Source organism: Halopelagius fulvigenes (assembly GCF_042662625.1).
GTDB classification, from domain to species: Archaea; Halobacteriota; Halobacteria; order Halobacteriales; family Haloferacaceae; genus Halopelagius; species Halopelagius fulvigenes.
Window position 1 is genome coordinate 690,176 of record NZ_JBHSXH010000009.1, and the last position, 15,970, is coordinate 706,145.

General features: G+C 66.6%; 20 protein-coding genes. 7 read left to right on the top strand and 13 right to left on the bottom strand.

The features are described from left to right. Positions 1–217: 217 nt before the first annotated feature. The 12 genes from hmgB to ACFQEV_RS06070 all read right to left on the bottom strand — a co-directional run bounded on the left by hmgB (position 218) and on the right by ACFQEV_RS06070 (position 10,113). Positions 218–1,555, bottom strand: a complete 1,338-nt coding sequence (hmgB, locus tag ACFQEV_RS06015) for a hydroxymethylglutaryl-CoA synthase (RefSeq protein ID WP_379693623.1) — start codon at positions 1,553–1,555, stop codon at positions 218–220. 79 nt (positions 1,556–1,634) lie between these two features. Then, entirely contained in the window at positions 1,635–2,012 is a 378-nt protein-coding gene (locus tag ACFQEV_RS06020; protein WP_379693626.1) for a hypothetical protein, read from the bottom strand. 89 nt (positions 2,013–2,101) lie between these two features. Beyond that, entirely contained in the window at positions 2,102–2,701 is a 600-nt protein-coding gene (locus tag ACFQEV_RS06025) for a DUF2150 family protein (protein ID WP_379693628.1), read from the bottom strand. 67 nt (positions 2,702–2,768) lie between these two features. Then, on the bottom strand, positions 2,769–3,617 hold the full coding sequence (locus tag ACFQEV_RS06030; protein ID WP_379693631.1) for a TatD family hydrolase: 849 nt from the start codon (positions 3,615–3,617) through the stop codon (positions 2,769–2,771). A 70-nt stretch (positions 3,618–3,687) separates the two neighbouring features. Then, on the bottom strand, positions 3,688–4,281 hold the full coding sequence (locus tag ACFQEV_RS06035) for an NYN domain-containing protein (RefSeq protein ID WP_379693633.1): 594 nt from the start codon (positions 4,279–4,281) through the stop codon (positions 3,688–3,690). Between the two features lie 84 nt (positions 4,282–4,365). Beyond that, on the bottom strand, positions 4,366–5,631 hold the full coding sequence (gene tuf, locus ACFQEV_RS06040) for a translation elongation factor EF-1 subunit alpha (protein ID WP_379693635.1): 1,266 nt from the start codon (positions 5,629–5,631) through the stop codon (positions 4,366–4,368). A 319-nt stretch (positions 5,632–5,950) separates the two neighbouring features. Beyond that, positions 5,951–7,300: an FAD-dependent oxidoreductase gene (locus ACFQEV_RS06045; RefSeq protein ID WP_379693637.1), complete on the bottom strand. Its 1,350-nt coding sequence runs from the start codon at positions 7,298–7,300 to the stop codon at positions 5,951–5,953. A 126-nt stretch (positions 7,301–7,426) separates the two neighbouring features. Beyond that, positions 7,427–8,113: an NUDIX hydrolase N-terminal domain-containing protein gene (locus ACFQEV_RS06050; RefSeq protein ID WP_379693639.1), complete on the bottom strand. Its 687-nt coding sequence runs from the start codon at positions 8,111–8,113 to the stop codon at positions 7,427–7,429. Positions 8,114–8,240: 127 nt separating this feature from the next. Beyond that, positions 8,241–8,435: a hypothetical protein gene (locus ACFQEV_RS06055; RefSeq protein ID WP_379693641.1), complete on the bottom strand. Its 195-nt coding sequence runs from the start codon at positions 8,433–8,435 to the stop codon at positions 8,241–8,243. A gap of 197 nt (positions 8,436–8,632) precedes the next feature. Further along, complete coding sequence (locus tag ACFQEV_RS06060) at positions 8,633–8,890, bottom strand: HalOD1 output domain-containing protein (RefSeq protein WP_379693644.1); 258 nt, start codon at positions 8,888–8,890, stop codon at positions 8,633–8,635. 149 nt (positions 8,891–9,039) lie between these two features. After that, complete coding sequence (locus ACFQEV_RS06065) at positions 9,040–9,690, bottom strand: helix-turn-helix domain-containing protein (protein WP_379693646.1); 651 nt, start codon at positions 9,688–9,690, stop codon at positions 9,040–9,042. 72 nt (positions 9,691–9,762) lie between these two features. Beyond that, a complete protein-coding gene (locus tag ACFQEV_RS06070; protein WP_379693648.1) occupies positions 9,763–10,113 on the bottom strand; it encodes a DUF7344 domain-containing protein in 351 nt (116 codons plus the stop codon). A 242-nt stretch (positions 10,114–10,355) separates the two neighbouring features. Here ACFQEV_RS06070 and ACFQEV_RS06075 point away from each other — a divergent pair, with 242 nt between their 5' ends. The 3 genes from ACFQEV_RS06075 to ACFQEV_RS06085 are packed head-to-tail and all read left to right on the top strand — an operon-like array spanning position 10,356 to position 11,382. Then, the gene (locus ACFQEV_RS06075) at positions 10,356–10,700 is read left to right on the top strand and encodes a helix-turn-helix domain-containing protein (protein ID WP_379693650.1); all 345 of its coding nucleotides are present in this window, start codon (positions 10,356–10,358) and stop codon (positions 10,698–10,700) included. After that, positions 10,697–11,074 (top strand): DUF7521 family protein, encoded by a 378-nt coding sequence (locus ACFQEV_RS06080; protein ID WP_379693652.1) that lies wholly within the window; start codon positions 10,697–10,699, stop codon positions 11,072–11,074. The genes ACFQEV_RS06075 and ACFQEV_RS06080 overlap by 4 nt, the downstream gene beginning before the upstream one ends. Beyond that, complete coding sequence (locus ACFQEV_RS06085; protein ID WP_379693654.1) at positions 11,071–11,382, top strand: DUF7521 family protein; 312 nt, start codon at positions 11,071–11,073, stop codon at positions 11,380–11,382. The genes ACFQEV_RS06080 and ACFQEV_RS06085 overlap by 4 nt, the downstream gene beginning before the upstream one ends. A 64-nt stretch (positions 11,383–11,446) precedes the next feature. Here the strand turns inward: ACFQEV_RS06085 and ACFQEV_RS06090 are convergent, their stop codons facing one another. Beyond that, positions 11,447–12,190, bottom strand: a complete 744-nt coding sequence (locus ACFQEV_RS06090) for a sensor domain-containing protein (protein ID WP_379693656.1) — start codon at positions 12,188–12,190, stop codon at positions 11,447–11,449. Positions 12,191–12,356: 166 nt separating this feature from the next. Between ACFQEV_RS06090 and ACFQEV_RS06095 the strand changes: the two genes are divergently transcribed. From ACFQEV_RS06095 to ACFQEV_RS06110, 4 genes are all read left to right on the top strand, one after another. After that, on the top strand, positions 12,357–12,962 hold the full coding sequence (locus ACFQEV_RS06095) for a halocyanin domain-containing protein (protein WP_379693658.1): 606 nt from the start codon (positions 12,357–12,359) through the stop codon (positions 12,960–12,962). Then, on the top strand, positions 12,959–13,600 hold the full coding sequence (locus ACFQEV_RS06100; RefSeq protein ID WP_379693660.1) for a hypothetical protein: 642 nt from the start codon (positions 12,959–12,961) through the stop codon (positions 13,598–13,600). Before ACFQEV_RS06095 ends, ACFQEV_RS06100 begins: the two co-directional genes overlap by 4 nt. Positions 13,601–13,710: 110 nt before the next feature. After that, positions 13,711–14,904, top strand: coding sequence for an ABC transporter substrate-binding protein (locus tag ACFQEV_RS06105; RefSeq protein WP_379693662.1), 1,194 nt, complete (start codon positions 13,711–13,713; stop codon positions 14,902–14,904). Beyond that, positions 14,901–15,833: an NAD(P)/FAD-dependent oxidoreductase gene (locus tag ACFQEV_RS06110; RefSeq protein WP_379693664.1), complete on the top strand. Its 933-nt coding sequence runs from the start codon at positions 14,901–14,903 to the stop codon at positions 15,831–15,833. The genes ACFQEV_RS06105 and ACFQEV_RS06110 overlap by 4 nt, the downstream gene beginning before the upstream one ends. Positions 15,834–15,970 lie beyond the last annotated feature (137 nt).

Below are 15,970 nucleotides of genomic sequence, written 5' to 3' on the forward strand. Positions count from 1 at the left end.
AGAGCGCCGCGCTTCAGTCCGTGAAGCGTTCGCGGGAGTCGGCGCGCGCCGGCGTCGTACTCCGGGGAGAACGGGCGGAACGGCGGCTAGGCAAACTGAAGTCGCGGCGCCGACCCCTCGTTCACTCCGCTCACGAGGACACCGGAGCGCTCGCTTCGATCGCGCTTCAAGCCCTCATTCACTCCGTTCACGAGGACGACGTTCGTTCCGAACGGCGCTACTCGATGTACTCGTAGCGCCGTTCGTTCATGCGGCCCCACCCGGTGAACACGAACTCGCCGTCGGGTTGAGTGAACTCCTCGACGTCCACCTCCTTGTCGTGGTTGTGGACGTCGTGGACGAGTTCGTACTCGTCGTAGGAGATGTCGTAGCGACTGTCGAGTTGGTCCTCGACGTCGATGGCGCTGACTTCGTCCTTCCAGCCCTCGCGAACCGTCTCGGCGTGAATCTCGGCCTGCGCGCCCGACCCGTACGACCCGACGAGCATCCGCTTGCCCGCGAGGGACTCGCCCTTCCGGGCGGCGCTTCGAAGCGCGGAGAGGCGCGCGATGTGGACCGACCCGGTGTACCAGTTGCCCACCTGACTGGAGATGTCGATGGTGGGTTCGATGGCGTGGCCGTACCACTCGCTGTACTGGTCCGTCTCCTTCAGGTCGTCCATGTAGTCGCGGATGGCGTCCTCGTAGGCGTCCCACGAGTCGAAGTCCGCCTCGCGCGGTTGCCGCCCGATTTCGGACTCCAAGGCGTCTTCGACGTCCGTCCCGCGGGTCATGTGCCGATACCCGAGGAGCGCCGCCTTCCGGACCATCCCCGGGAACGGCGTGTGGAACGGGATATACTCGAAGTCGTCGGGGTGGGTGTCGCCCGCGACGGACTCGTAGTCCTCCAACGCTTCGCGCATCCGCGCGAGGTACACCTGCACCGACCGCTTACCGTCCACGCTCGGGAACTGCTGGTTCGGCTTCAGGAAGTCCGTCTCGTCGGCGCTGCCGTAGCCCTGGTCCGTCGAGAGTTCGACCACGTTCGGATCCTCGGAGATGAGCATCGCCACCGCGCCCGCGCCCTGCGTCGCCTCGCCCGGGTCGCCGCGTTCGTAGAGGGCGGTGTCCGTCGCGATGACCAACGCCGACCGACCGCGGTTGCGCCCGGCGCGGATCCAGTTGTACGCGTCGTCGATGCTCTGGGTCCCCGCGAGGCAGGCGAACTTCCGTTCGCCCTTGTTCGCGTGGTGGAAGTCCCCGTCGTACACCTGTTCGAGACACCCGGCGATGTACGTCGAGACGGGCTTGGAGTTGTCGAACGCCGACTCCGTCGCTACGTCGATGCGGCCGATGTCGTCCGGGACGAGACCCGTCCGGTCCATCAGGTCCTTCGCCGCGTTCGCCCCCATCGTCACGATGTCCTCGTACACGTCCGGGAACGACGAGTGCTTCAGACCGATACCCTTCGTGTACTTCTCGGGGTCCTCGCCCTTCTTCGGCGCGAACGTGTTCGCGAGGTCGAGTTTGAGTTTCCCCGTCCGTATCTCGATGGCGTCGATGCCGACGGCTGTCATGCAGACACGTTCCGATTCCGCACATATGGGCTTGTCGATGAGGTGTTACGTCAGTCGTCGAACCCGACGCGCATGAAGACTATCTCTCGTCGAAGTCGCTTCGAGTCGTCGTAGAATCGTCCGCGACGGCGTGTCTGACGGTCAGCGTTCCGAGCGACGACGTAGAGAGCGTCCCGCCCGGCGACCCGGGGTTGACGAACACCGCGCGCGCGGGGTACCGCGTCCCGAGTTCGACCGAGACGGGCGTCGAACCGTCGGTGGCGGCGGTCCGGAGGATGGCGTTCCGAACCTCCTGCATGTCGCCTTGGACGCGTTCGCTGTGCCGGAACTCCACCCGCCGATTCTCGTCCGGGACGACGGTCGCCTGGTACATCGACATCGACACGACGACGAACCCCAGCAGTAGCACCGCCCCTATCTGGACGGTGACCGCCCTCTCGTCGTCCCAGAAACGCATACGTCGGATTTCGTGACAGTCAGGTAAAAGCGTGCCGCCCCGTGGGCAGAGGAGACGCGTCGCCCCCGCCGAACGCCCGGCGACTCGTCTTACTCGTCGTCCTCTTCGACGACTTCCGGGTCGCTGAGCGCGCTCTGGAGGCTGTCGAGCCCGTTGACCCACTCGGAGACGAGGCCGTACTCCAGCTCGTCCACGATGGCCATGTCGAGTTCGTCGCCCTCGATGATTCGCGTGCCCGCCTGCACGAGGTAGCCGAGCGCGGCGTCTAAGTCCTCCTCCTCCTCGGCCGCGGCGGCCGCCTCGACGTACTCCGAGAGCGGTGCCTCCTCGGCGGGGCCGGCGGCGATGTACTCCTCGGCGGCGTAGAAGACGCAGACGAGGCTGGTCTGGACGCCGTCGATGAGCATCAGCTTGTCCTGCCGTTCCTCGTCGTCCTCGATGTCGAAGTCGGGTTCCTGCAGGACGATGTCGCGGACGCGTTCGAGCTCTTCGAGCGCGGTGTCCTCGTCAAGGTCACCGTCCTCGTGGGCGGAGACGATCTTCGCGACGGCGATAGCCGCATCGTCTTGGAGATTCAAGAGTAACCGCGCAGAGTCCTCGTTCTCGGGGTCGAGCGTCTCTTCCTCGACGCGAGTGAGCCAGTTCTGCCAGCGTTCTCTCGTGTAGTAGGTCTCCTCTGCCTCGGTCATGTATCCACCATCCCTTCCGGGACTCAAAGGCCTTTCCTATCTTTCATCGAGGAGAGAATCCCGCCCGTTAGCGCGAGAGTGTTTCCCGAGTGTCGACCCCGTACACGCGCCGCGGCGTCTCGACGTGCGCGTTCTCGACGGCGTCGTCTTCGCCCTCCTCCAGTAACCACCGGACGCGGCGCGGGACGGTCTTCGGCCCCATCACCGCGCCCGGTCGGTCCGGGTCGTCCACGAAGTCCGTCTCCATCAGGAACGGCGCGCCCTCCTCGGCGGCGGTGCGCAGGCGGTCCTTCTCGCTCATCACGCTCGGCGTCGGCCCCGCGAGCGTTCCGCCCGCGTAGTGTTTCACCACGTTCTCGGGGTCGAGCCCCCTCTCGTCGGCCCACTCGGCGACCTCCGTCAGGTCGTCAGTCGCCTCGGTGTGCAACTGCACGGCGCAGTCGAGTTCCGCGCCGAGCGACAGGGCGTGTTTCAGCACGTCGTTGGAGGCGTCCCACACCGCGTCGGACACCTCGTAGTGCGGGCGGCCGGACTTCAGCGCGAGGGCGTCGCCCTCCCGGACGTACTCCGCGGCCGCGTCCAACCCCGCCCGCATCAGGTCGCGCGCCTCACCGGGCGAGAAGCCTCGCTCGTCGGTGAGGCGCGTGATCAGGCCGGGGTGGACGCCGAGGACCGGCCACGCGCGCCCGGGGAGTTCGGCGTCCGCGTCCGCGACGACCGACAGCGTCTCCTCGAAGACGGCGCGGAAGTCCTCGCCCGCCTCCGCCTCGACGCCGAGGTGCCACGACGGTTTGTTCACGACGAGGAGGTGCGTCCCGCCGAGGCGGCGGAAGTCGCGGACGGCGTCGATCCCGCGTCCGTTCGCCGGGTCGAGGTGCAGGTGGTTGTCCAACACCGGCGTCCCGAGGTCTTCCATACGGGGGTCGTCGGCCGCCGGAGCAAAAGACCGTACGCTTCTCGGCCGCGCGAGCGTCGCCGTCGCCCGGTTACGACTCGTCGCCGTCGCCGTTGCCGTCGCCGTCGTCGTTACCGCTGTCCTTGTCGTACCCCACCAGGCGCGGGCCGTCGTCCTCGGGTTCCTCGCCCGCGTCGGGCACGTCCCCGCCGAGGGTGATGCTGTCGGACGCCGCGTTCCGGAGGGCGTCGGAGCGACCGTACTCGCCGGGCGATATCGCCAGCGTCCGCAGGCCGTAGGCGTTCGCCGTCTCTATCGCGGGCTTGAAGTCGGTGTCCCGGGAGGCGATCGCGACCACGTCGGCGCGCCCCTCGACGGCGAACCGTGTCATGTCCACCGCGAGGCGGACGTCGACGTCGCCGCTGGTGACGACGACTTCGAAGCCGCGCGCCTCCGCGGCCTGGATCAGCCCCGGCGTCGCGTGTTCGTCCAGATACAGTCGCCGCGCGGTCGGCCGACCGACCGTCGCCGCCGCCTCTCGAACGTCGTCTAAGTCCACGTCGAACTCGTCGCGCAACACGTTGGGGCCGTCCACGAACAGGGCGACGCGCGGCCTGTCGTCCGCCTCGCCGACCGACCCGCCGGCGGCGTCGTCGTCCGCGAAAACGGGGGTGAACGCGTCCATACTCACTCTCTCCCGGTGGCGGACAAAGGCTCCCCGGTTCGCGTCCGCTCTCGATTTACGCCGCGTCGAAAAAGGGGAGTCGGCTTACCGCTCGTCCACGGAGAGGACTTTCCCCGCCGCGATGGTCTGTCCCATGTCGCGGATGGCGAACGAGCCGAGTTCCGCTATCTCCGAGGAGGGTTCGACGACCAGCGGTTTCTGCGGGCGGAGCGTCACCACCGCGGCGTCGCCCGCCTTGATGAAGTCGGGGTTCTCCTCGGCGACTTCGCCCGACTTGGGATCGAGTTTCTTGTCGATGGACTCGAAGGTGCAGGCCACCTGCGCCGTGTGGGCGTGGATGACCGGCGTGTACCCGGCCGTGATGACCGAGGGGTGCTGCATGATGACGATCTGCGCTTGGAACGTGTCGGCCACCGTCGGCGGTTCCTCCGCCGGGCCGGCCACGTCGCCGCGCCGGATGTCGTTCTTGCCGATGCCGCGCACGTTGAAGCCGACGTTGTCGCCGGGGCCGGCCTCGTCCACCTCCTCGTGGTGCATCTCGACCGTCTTCACCTCGCCGGAGACGTCCGACGGTTGGAACGAGACGTTGTCGCCCTTCCTAAGCATCCCCGTCTCGACGCGCCCGACCGGAACCGTCCCGATGCCGGAGATGGTGTAGACGTCCTGGATCGGCAGTCGAAGCGGCGCGTCCGTCGGCGGCGACGGTTCTGGGAGGTTGTTCAGCGATTCGAGGATGGTCGGGCCGTCGTACCACGACGTGTTCTCGGACGTCTCGGCGATGTTGTCGCCCTCGAACGCCGAGATGGGGATGAAACTCGCGTCGTCGGTGCCGAAGCGCACCTGCTTGAGGAGCGTCTGAACCTCCTCTTTGACCTGTTCGTAGGTGTCCTGGCTGTAGTCGACGACGTCCATCTTGTTGACGGCGATGATGAGCGTCTCGATGCCGAGCGTGCGGGCGAGGAAGACGTGTTCGCGCGTCTGCGGCGCGACGCCGTCGTCGGCGGCGACGACGAGAACCGCGTGGTCCGCCTGCGAGGCGCCCGTGATCATGTTCTTCACGAAGTCGCGGTGACCGGGCGTGTCCACGATGGTGAAGTAGTACTTGTCCGTGTCGAACCGCTGGTGGGCGATGTCGATGGTGACGCCGCGTTCTCGCTCCTCGGCGAGGTTGTCCATCACGTAGGCGAACTCGAAGCCCGACTTGCCCTTCGATTCGGCTTCGTCGCGGTACTGCTCGATGATGTGTTCCGGCACGCTCCCCGTCTCGAACAGGAGTCGGCCCACGAGGGTGGACTTCCCGTGGTCGACGTGTCCGATGATGGCGAGGTTCTGGTGGGGTTTATCACTCATAGTAGGAGGGCCACGTGTGGCCTTGGTGACGAGGTACGTCGCCACGGGGGAAAACGGTTTCTCGGGGAAGAACGCCCCGATGGCTGAAATTCCGGCGTCTCAGAACGTTTGGGAGCGCATCGCGCGCTCCATCTCGGCGAACGTCGCCGTGCGCCGGATCTGTGCGTCGGTGCGCTCCGCGTCGGTGGAGGAATTTACTACGATCATACTCAGTAATTCGGGTTCGACGGTAATAAAGGTACGTCCCGACCGGACCCTATCGGTCGGTGTCGCTTCGAACTGTGACGGTCGCTTCCGAAAAAACGGTAACGGCGGTGCGTTACGCCGGTACCTCGCGGGGGAAGTTACGGAGCGTCTCCCCCCGGAAGGCGTCCTCGTCGAACTCGTACTCGCCGTCGAAGAAGTCCATCAGTTGCTTCGTGTCCCGCATGGCGTTCTTCACGCACGTCGACGCGCCCGGCGAGGGCGTGATGTTGAAGATGATGTTATCGCCGGTGATCTTCGCTTCGCCCATGTCGAGCGTCTTCGCCTTCGTGTCGACGATCTGCGGTCGGACGCCGCCGTACCCCTTCGCTCGCTCGATGTCGTCCAGTTCGATGCTCGGGACCACCTTCTGGACGTGCGGCAGGAACGCCCGCGGCCCCACCTCGGGGATGTCGTACACCAGGTTTCTGACGACGTACGGGAACAGCACCCGGTCCGAGAGGATGTTGGCGTAACTCAGGAACGAGTCGAGACTCAGGCCGAACACGTCGAGGAAGTCGCCCACGGTGGAGAACCGGCCCCGTTCGAGCGTCGGCACCACCTTCGCCGTCGGCCCGAACCGGGTGACGTCGGCGTCGTGGACGTCCGCGTCGCCGTGGACCGCCGCGAACGGCAGTTTCTTCATCTGCAGCGTGTACACCTTGCCGTTGAGGTACTCGCCCTCGGCGAGGAAGAAACTCCCCGCGACCGGGAGCAGGGACTTGTGCTCCCCGTAGCCCATCCGCTTGGCTATCTGGAGGCTGTGGGATCCCGCCGCGACGACGGTCACGTCCGCCTTGAAGTCCCTCGCGTCGGTTTCGACGGTGAACCCGTCACGGTTCCTCTCGATGTTCCGCACTTGGGCCCCGGTGAAGACGTCCACGCCGTCTTCCTCCGCGGCGTTCTCCACGAACGACCTCGCCGTCTTCCCGTAGTCGACGACGTACCCGTCCGGCGTCTGCAGGGCGAGCATCTCCGTGTTCGGGTCCCGCCCCTCGACGACTTTCGGCTCTATCTCGGCGATCTCCTCCCTCCCGATGGCGCTGAGCTTCGGGAACAGGTCGCCGAACCCCTCGTCGTCGTACCGCCGCCGGAGTTTCGGAACCTCGTCGTCGCCGACGGCGAGCACCATCTTGCTCCGCTTGCTGTGCATCTCGCGGTCGGGGTCTTCGTTCTCCAGATACCCCGCGAGCATCTCCGCGCCCTCCTTGACCTCCTCGGCCTTCTCTAAGGTGTAGTTCGTCTCGATGTCTCCGAAGTGCAGCGTCTGAGAGTTGTTCGTGCTGTGGGAGTTGATCGCCGCTATCTCGTCTTCCTTCTCGAGTAGCGCGACCCTCTCGACGTCAGTGAACTTCGAGACCGTATAGAGCAACGACGCTCCGCTTATTCCTCCGCCGACGATAACGAGGTCGTATTCGTCTATCATAGTTTGAGCACTCTCGCGTACGACCGCTCCACCGTCCGGTCGAAACTCGACTACTTTTTGATGCCGATATTCGACCGCCGGCGTCGCCGCTACCGCCCGAGGTCGGAAGTGATCGTCGGCCGCGGCTTACCGCTTCGCGCCGTCGGAGTCCGTCGGGAGGGTAGCGTCCGAGGATTCGACCGCGTCGACGGCGTAGCGACGGTTCTGTTCATGCCATGCGGCGGCGGACAGGCGGTGCGGGTCGCGGTAGGCGAGGTCCGTCCCCTCGTGGGAGAGGCGGAGTTCGCCGCCGCGGACGCGGCACCGGTAGACGACGTTGACGATGGAGTGGAGGTTGTCCCCCTCGCCCGGGCCGACGGAGTAGACGTCGACGAGTTCGACCGGTTCCACGTCGAGGCCCGTCTCCTCGCGCACCTCCCGGACGACGGCCTCCTCCGCGGACTCGTTGGGGTCCACGTACCCGCCGGGGAGCGCCCACCGGCCGTTGTTCGAGCGTTCCATCGTGAGAACGCGCCCCCGGTCGTCGAGGACGACGCCGACGGCGCCCACCTTCGCCGAGACGTGGCCCACCTCCTCGCGGAGCGATTCGCGGACGGCCGACGGCGGCGCGTCGAGGGCGCGCCCGTAGTAGTCGCTCACGAGTTCGAGGACGCGTTCGTACCGCCGTCGGTCGTACGCGTCGTCGGAGCCGTCGTTGTATTCGAGCCCGTTCTGGGCGATGACGCGGAGTTCGTCTAACAGTTCGAGGATGGCGATACCCCCCTTCGCGGTTCCGTTCGCCTCGCTCCGTTCTCTCTGAAGTCCCCGTTCCACGACCCGTCGTTTCCGACGGGGGGATTTAGGTTCGTCTGTTCGCTTCGAGGTCCGTATCGAACGTTGGTCACAGCGTCTCCCCCGTTTCATCGACACCTCGGTTCGAGGCGACGGTGCGGATCGGCGGTCAGGATTCGCTCGTCTCCTCGTCCGCGTGTTCCACCCGCCAGATCTCGATGTCCCAGTCCGGCACCTCCTCGGCCGACGACTGAACGAGCCATCCCCCTTCGATATCGACGCCGTTCCGGTGCGCCTCCTCCAATAAGTCCCCCAGTGCGTCCGTGAATCCCCCGGCGGTAGTCACGCCGCTTTCTCTCGTCATGGGCTTCGGTTACCGGTCGATGGATACAGTATGAGTGGACTGTATCCATGCTCTATCGTTCTCCGGGTCCGTTATCATAGCGATGGTCCCGGATCCGCTCTTGTATTCTGTGTACGTTTCCCGCACTAACTGCTCGGTAGATTGGTTCTCGTTGTTCACGACGTTTGCACTCCCCACATTGTTCTCGTCTATACCGCTCACTGCCGCTCCGAGACGTGGATGCGACCGTAACTCCAGACGGTCACCTCGAGGCCCGCCATCTCGAAAGATACTCTAACGTCTCCCTGCCGAGGTTGCCCGGCGCTCGGCGGTTCGAGGAGACTAGCGAGGGCGTCCGGATCGACGACGGAGTACAGCGGTTCGATTTCGACGGGGTCCGTGCCGACCACGTTCGAGACTGCATCGACGATGCCGACGATTACCGATTCAGGCTCCTCCGCATCGAACTCCACCATCGCATACCCGTCTGACTCATTGACGGCTAATCCGTTACCCATGTTACTGTAGAAGTAGTGAACGCGGTTGAGAGATTGCGTTCATCACCTGCGTATTTATATAGTGCCGCCGCTCGGCGGCCGCAGCGCTAACTCACGACCGCATTATGTTACCGTTCCGACACCACCGTCGACTCGATTAACTGCTCCGACGCCCGTCGGAGGCGCCTGCCGCAGGCGGTCGAGGAGATACCCATCTCCGAGGCGAGCTCTTGCAGGGTTATCTCGCGCGGGTCGCTGAAGTACCCCCTGTCGAACGCCAGCAACAGCGCTTCCCGCTGGCCGTCCGTCAGGCCGAACCCGCCCCGCGTCTCGGCTTGGTCGTTCTGGTACATCGCCTTCACCCGGAAGGTGATGTCCTCCGCCCTGCAGTACTCCCGGAACGCCGAGAGGGAGTCTAAATCGGGGAGGAGAGCGTGGAACACCCAGCCCTCCTCGTCGTGGACGATCTCGGACAGGTAGATGCCGAGTTCGGCCAGCTTGTAGGTGACGAGTTTCGCCCGGTCCGTCAGTCGCACCCGGTAGATTCGTCGGTCCTCTAGTTCCGCGACGAGTCGCGGGTCGGTCACGGTGGGGTCCGCGGCCAGCGTCTCCTCGAACCCCTCGAAGTTCCCCGTCGCGCTGAAGAACAGCAAGAGCGTGTCGTTCTCCCCCGCCGGAACCGGCTGCGTCTCCCGCCGAATCTCCACCCCCGTCACGGTCTCTATCGTACGTCCGAGCACGAAGTCCGGGTGCGACACGTGAACTTCTGCTATCGTCATCGAATCTATGCTGTGGGGGAGTCGTTCGGCGGGGATGCGTTCCGGCGGGAGAGGACTGGCTCATGCACGCTTTCAGTTGGTCGCCTGAGGGACCACTGTGATGGGTAACGTTTCGAGCGCGGATTCGCCGCGTTCGGTCAGCGAGATGAGGTCCGCCGTTCGCTCGGTCAGCCCGGCCCGTTCGAGTTTCGGGAGGTGGCGGTGGTGAAGCGAGAGCGCGACGTTCTCCGAGGCGTCGGCGGGGCGTTCGGCGCGTTCTCGCGCCGCGACCGCGTCGGCCAGTTCATCGAAGGACGCCTCTCCCTCGTTCTCGCGGAGGTACGCGAGCGCGTGCCGCCGCCGAGCGTCCGCCAGCACGTCGAAGAGAGAGTCGGTAGAGCGATCGACGACGGTCGAAGACTCCCGCGATGGTTCGGTGCTCATCTACGGACTGGAGTAGTAGGACTAGGACAATGAGTTCGAGCCCAAACTGTTTAGGTGGTCGGTGGGCGCGCGGGGTCGCCAGCGCTTCCGACGGGAGGCGAAACCGCTCGCCGCCGTCGCCGAGTCGGCGACCGTGACCCCCGATTTAAGTCGCTCGACCGCGGACCGTCGGGAGAGTCCATGTCCGTATCGAGTGCGGTGAACGACTTCGGGTTACCCCCCGCCCCCCGCCGTCGCGAGGAATGAGCGGTGACGAGGTGCGAGGACTCGCCGCACTCCTCGAAGACGAGTACGCCCATGCAATACTCATCCGTACGAGCACACGGGAGATGTCCGCGCCGGAACTGAGCGACGCGTGCGACGCGTCGGTCTCGACCATCTACCGGCGCATCGAACGCCTCCAGGAGTACGACCTCCTCTCGGAGCGACTGCAACTCGACAAGGACGGACACCACTACAAGACCTACCGGGCGCGACTGGACCGGATCGAAATCGAACTGAACGACGGCGAGTTCTCCGTCGACGTCACGTACCGCGCGGAGGACCCGGCCGATCGGTTCACCGGACTCTTCGAGGGGCTACGATGACGCGCGCCGGGACGCTTCTCCAGACCGCGACGGGCGGGTCGTCGGTCGTCGTCACCCTCGCGTTCCTCGGACTGCTCCTTACCGGATTCCTGTCGCTCGTCGTCGCGTACCTCGTGATTCGGGGATACCGACGGAACCGGGACCGGGCGCGACTGTATCTCGCGGTCGGGCTGGTGCTTCTCACCGTCGGCCCGTTCGGCATCCAACTCGCGCTGACGAACTTCACCGACGTCTCCGCGGTCGGTCGCTCGGCGGCCGCGAACGCGAGCAAACTTGCCGGTCTCGCCGCCATGCTGTACGCCGTCTACGGCGCGTCGCGCCCGCGCGGGAGGGGGTCGGACGACGCCGGCCGCGCGGAGGAGGTGCGAGAGTGAACGCCTCGCCGATCCGGCCGTTCGACGCCGTCGCGACGGAGGGGGGACTGATATTCGCGTTCGCGGCGCTGACCGCCCTCGCCGGACTGTTCGTGGCGTACCAAGCGTACCGGGGGTACCGGCGAAACCGGAGTCGTCCGATGCTGTACCTCGCGGTCGGTCTGGTGCTTCTCACCGCCGCGCCCGTCGGAGTGAACTACGCGCTGACGGCGTTGACGGCGGCGACGGACGCGGTTGTCCTCTTGGCGGTCTCTCTCGCGCACCTCGCCGGCGTGACCGCCATCCTGTACGCTCTCACGCGGGCGTAGCACCATTACCGGGCGCCGCCGAAGTTCGATCGAACGGCGCGCACCGTTCGTTCTCACTGACGGATCAACTCAGGTCCCGGTACCGCGGCGCGGTGAGTACGAGTCGCACGTACCGCCCCCACGCGGCGGCGAGGACGTTGACCGACTGGAGGGTCACCGCGAACAGGCCGACGCCGAGTGCGGCGAAGAGCAACGCGACGGGGAGCGTCTCGACGTGCCACGACCCGGCGCGGAACGTCGTCGTCAGGCCGACGAGCAGGTTGTCCCACCCGAACAGGACGTCGAACGTGACCGTCTCCGTCGGAATCGGGCCGAACGCGACGACGGGCGCCCGTCCGTAGTACAGCGGTGCGAGGATGAAACTCACCGCCGTCGCCAACAGCGACGCGAGAACGCCGAAGACGACGCTCCCGAAGGCGAACGCGCTCACCATGTACCCCGCGGCCGTCCACGTTCGGAGGTCGGTCGCCAGCCGTCTGTACCGTGCGAGGCGGTTCGGAACCGGCTCCGCCGACGGTTCGGGTATCTCGACGCCGAGCAGTCGCCGCGCGTACGCCCGTTCGAGGGCGGCCAGTTCGGTCACCGCCGCGAGCAACGCGACCAGAACGAGGAGACCGACGCCGACCACCGCGAGGGACAGTCCGAGGGCGACGCCGACGGCCAAGAGGTTGAGGTAGAGGACGCCCAGCGGAAACATCGACACGACGTACAGGAGGTTGCGGTACGTCTGCCGCCTCACCGGGGCGCGGGCTATCCGCCCGAGTGCTCCGCCGAGGCCCTCCGAACGAGGAAGCGTACGCGCCGCCATCGTTCCCCCTCGGACGCCGACCGACAAGTGTCTGTCCGTGCGGCGGCCGCCGTCGGCGTCGCTCCCGACGAAGAAGTATATGTGTCTTTCGCACAACCGCCGTCTCGGCGACCGTGCTTCCCGCCTTATCGCCCGTCTCCGCCTCCGTTCCATCGGTGAACGACAGATGACTTTCGACAGAACGGACGAGACGCGAACGCAGAGCGACCGACCGAGAACGCGGGACACAGACCGGCGGAGCGACGGCCGTGCTGGACGCCCCTCGTACGGACGACGCCGGTTCCTCCGCGCCGCGGGCGGCGTCGCCGTCGGCGGCTTCCTCGCCGGGTGTACGAGCGACGGCGGAGACGGGAGCGGAAGCGGCGGCGGCGAACCGACCGACGGCGGGCCGGAAACCGTGGACGAGTGGCTCTCGGACACCGACAACTACGACTCCGTCGCGGAGATGACCGGCGAATCGACGGTCACCGTCGAAGTCGGCGCGCGCGGGAACAACGGTTCGAACGCGTTCGCCCCGCCGGCCGTCGAAGTTTCGCCGGGAACGACGGTCGTCTGGGAGTGGGTTGAGGGGTATCACAACGTCGTCAGCACCGACGGAGCGGTAGACAGCGGTAGCCCGGAGAAGGGCGCGTCCTTCGAGTACACGTTCGAATCGCCCGGGGTGACGCGGTACTACTGCGAACCCCACGAGTCGGTCGGGATGAAGGGCGCAATCGTCGTCTCCGAAGCCGACGACGGGAGTTCGGCGAACGAGTCGGAGGCGTCGAGGTGACCCCCGAGACGTCGGAGGGTCCAGGCCGAACCGGAGTGGGGTTACGGTGGACGACGCAGCGAATCAGGTTGGCCGGTCTCGGCGGCCTCGTCGGCGGCCTCGCGGGTCTGGGAGTGCTCGGCGCGGGCGCGTTCTTCGGGTCCGGCGCGGACCCCGCGGGCGGCCCCGGAATCGGCTTCGGTGCGCTTCACCTGCTCATCTACGTCCTGTTCTCGGCCGCGGTTCTCGCGGCCGACGCCCGGTACGGGGTCGAGTACGGTCGGCGCGGCCGGCTAGCGGCCGTCTCGCTCGCGCTCTCGCTTCTGGGGTACGCGGCGTTCGTCGGCGTTCTCGTCGCGGCGCGGACGGCGTTCGGGGACGTCCTCTTCTCGGTCGGTCCCCTCGTCGGCCTCGCGTACGTCGCGGTGCGGGTCGTCGGAACGGGTTACGGTGTCGTTCTCTGGCGGACCGAAAGCGCGAACCGCCTCGAAGCGGGGCTGTTCGCCGCTCTCGTCCCTGCGGTGTTCGTCCTCGGACCGTTCGCGGCCGTCGGCCTGCCGGTCCAGTTCGTGGAGTCGCCGCTCTACCTCGCGTTCGTCGCTCTCGGGTACGGCCTCCGGTCGGCCGACGCGAACTCCCGGCGGACCGAGGAGCGGTAACGCGACCGACGACGCGCGGTTGAGCGAGTCGTTTTCGACCGAACGTTCCGTCGTTTTCGGCCGACCTAACAATCGAAACGACTTTGTTTATTTAGGCTGGCCTAAAACGTATGGAGCCCGAATCTCGCGGACGCGAGACGGTGACGCGGCGCGACTACGTGAAGTACGGCGGCGCACTCGTCGGGGGCGGCCTGCTCTCGGGGTGCACCGGCGGGACCGGGTCCGAGTCGTCCGGAACGCCGACCGGTGCGGAGACGGGGACGGACGCCTCGGGAGAGACGGGAGGCGGGACGACGGCGGCGGCCGACTCGTACTCGGTGTCGATGGAACCGGTCGGCGAAGTCGAGTTCGGGTCCGTCCCCGAGGCGTGGGTTCCCTACACGGGCGATTACGCCGACATGGGCGTCGCCCTCGGGCGGGCCGACGGCCTCTCGGCCATCGGCGTCCGCGCCCGGTTCGGCGCGCACCTGTACGAGGAACTCCCCGGCGTCTCCGTGGACAAGGGCGAACTCACGCAGTTGTGGCAGGACGGCACCGGCAAGGAGGTGTACTACGAACTCGACGCCGACGTCCACCTCACCGACCCGAACTTCATGGTGAACCGCCTCGGGTGGAGCCGGGAGGACGTCGACGAAATCGCGACGAACGTCGGCCCCTTCTTCGGGAACACGATCTTCTCGCGGGCGTACGACTGGCACGATTACGCCGACTACACGATGTACGAGGCGTTCGAGAAAGTCGCGGCGGTGTTCCGAGAGCGGGAGCGCTACGAGGCGTTCGCGGCGTACCACGACGAGGTTCTCGCCGACGTCCAGAGCCGCCTCCCCGAGGAGACGCCCGACATCGCGGTTCTCTACCCCGCCGACGTGCCGCCCGAGTCGTTCTACCCGTACCTCGTCGGCGGCGGAACCCAGTCCAAACACTGGAACGACCTGAACGTCGGGGACGCCCTCGCCGCGAACGACGTCACGGATGCGCAGGCGGGCGGCGGCACCATCGACTACGAGACGCTTCTGGAGATAGACCCCGACGCCCTCGCCATCAGGCTTCAGGGCGAGATTACCGACGAGTACTTCGAGGAGAACATCGCCTCGCACCTCCGGGACCACGACGTCGCGAGCGAACTCGCGGCGGTGAAGAACGACCGGGTGATATACGGCGGCCTGACGTACCAAGGGCCGATCATCCACCTGTTCCAACTCGAACGGGCCGCGCGGGGTCTCTACCCCGAGGAGTTCGGCGACGAAACGTTGTTCGACCGACAGCGAGTCGCCGACATCGTCACCGGGGAGTTCCGAGCGTGAGTCCGGCAGACACCGCCGCGGAGGGCGCGCCGTTCGAGTACGACGTCATCGTCGTCGGCGGCGGTCCGGCCGGCTGCTCCGCGGGCGTCTTCACCGCCCGGTACGGCCTGAAAACCGCTGTCTTCGACCGGGGGAACTCCTCGCTGCGTCGGTGCGCGTACCTGGAGAACTACCCCGGCTTCCCCGCCGGCATCGACGTCGAGACGCTGTACGGGTTGCTGCACGACCACGCCGAGGAGGCCGGTTGTGAGGTGATTTCTGACCTCGTCGAGTCCGTCGAGAGAGCGGACGGAACCGACGGGTTCGTCGTCGAGACGCAGGAGGGCCGCCGCGTCACCGCCCGGCGAGTCGTCGCCGCCACCCGGTACGACGGCGAGTACATGCGCGGACTCGACGACGACGAGGAGATGTTCGTCGCTCACGAACACGACGGCGAGGTGCACGAACACTTCGACAGGGACTACCCCGAACGCGACGGAACGACGCGGGTAGACGGCCTCTACGTCGCGTCCCCGGCCCCCGAGGCCGACCGTCAAGCCATCATGGCCGCGGGCCGCGGCGCGCGAGTCGGCCTGACCCTCGTCGATGAGGTGCGCCGGAGCGAAGGGTACCTCGACACGCTCGCGGACCAGTACGACTGGATGCGCCGGGAGGCGGAACTGACCGGCGAGTGGGGCACCCGCGACCGGTGGCGCGAGTGGTTCGACGGCCGCCTCCCCGAGGAACACTCCCTCCCCGCGGAACGCGTCGCCGAACTCCGCGAACGGGAGATAGACCGCAAGTTCGACACGTACCTCTCCGACGACGACATCGAACGCCGAACCCGACGCGGCCACGAACGACTGCTCGAACGCATAGACGACGAACTCGTCCTCCGGCGGGCGCGCGAAATCGAGTCCGAACGGCGGAGTGCGGAGTCGGACGACTGACTCTCTTTCGGTCACACCGAAGAACCCCGCCGGCGGTGGCGGTCGTTGTAGGAAATATTTCACCTTTCCCCCGGACGAACGCGTGGCCCGTGCGGAGATAGCGATCGTCCGCAGATATTTCTCCGAGAGTGACTGTA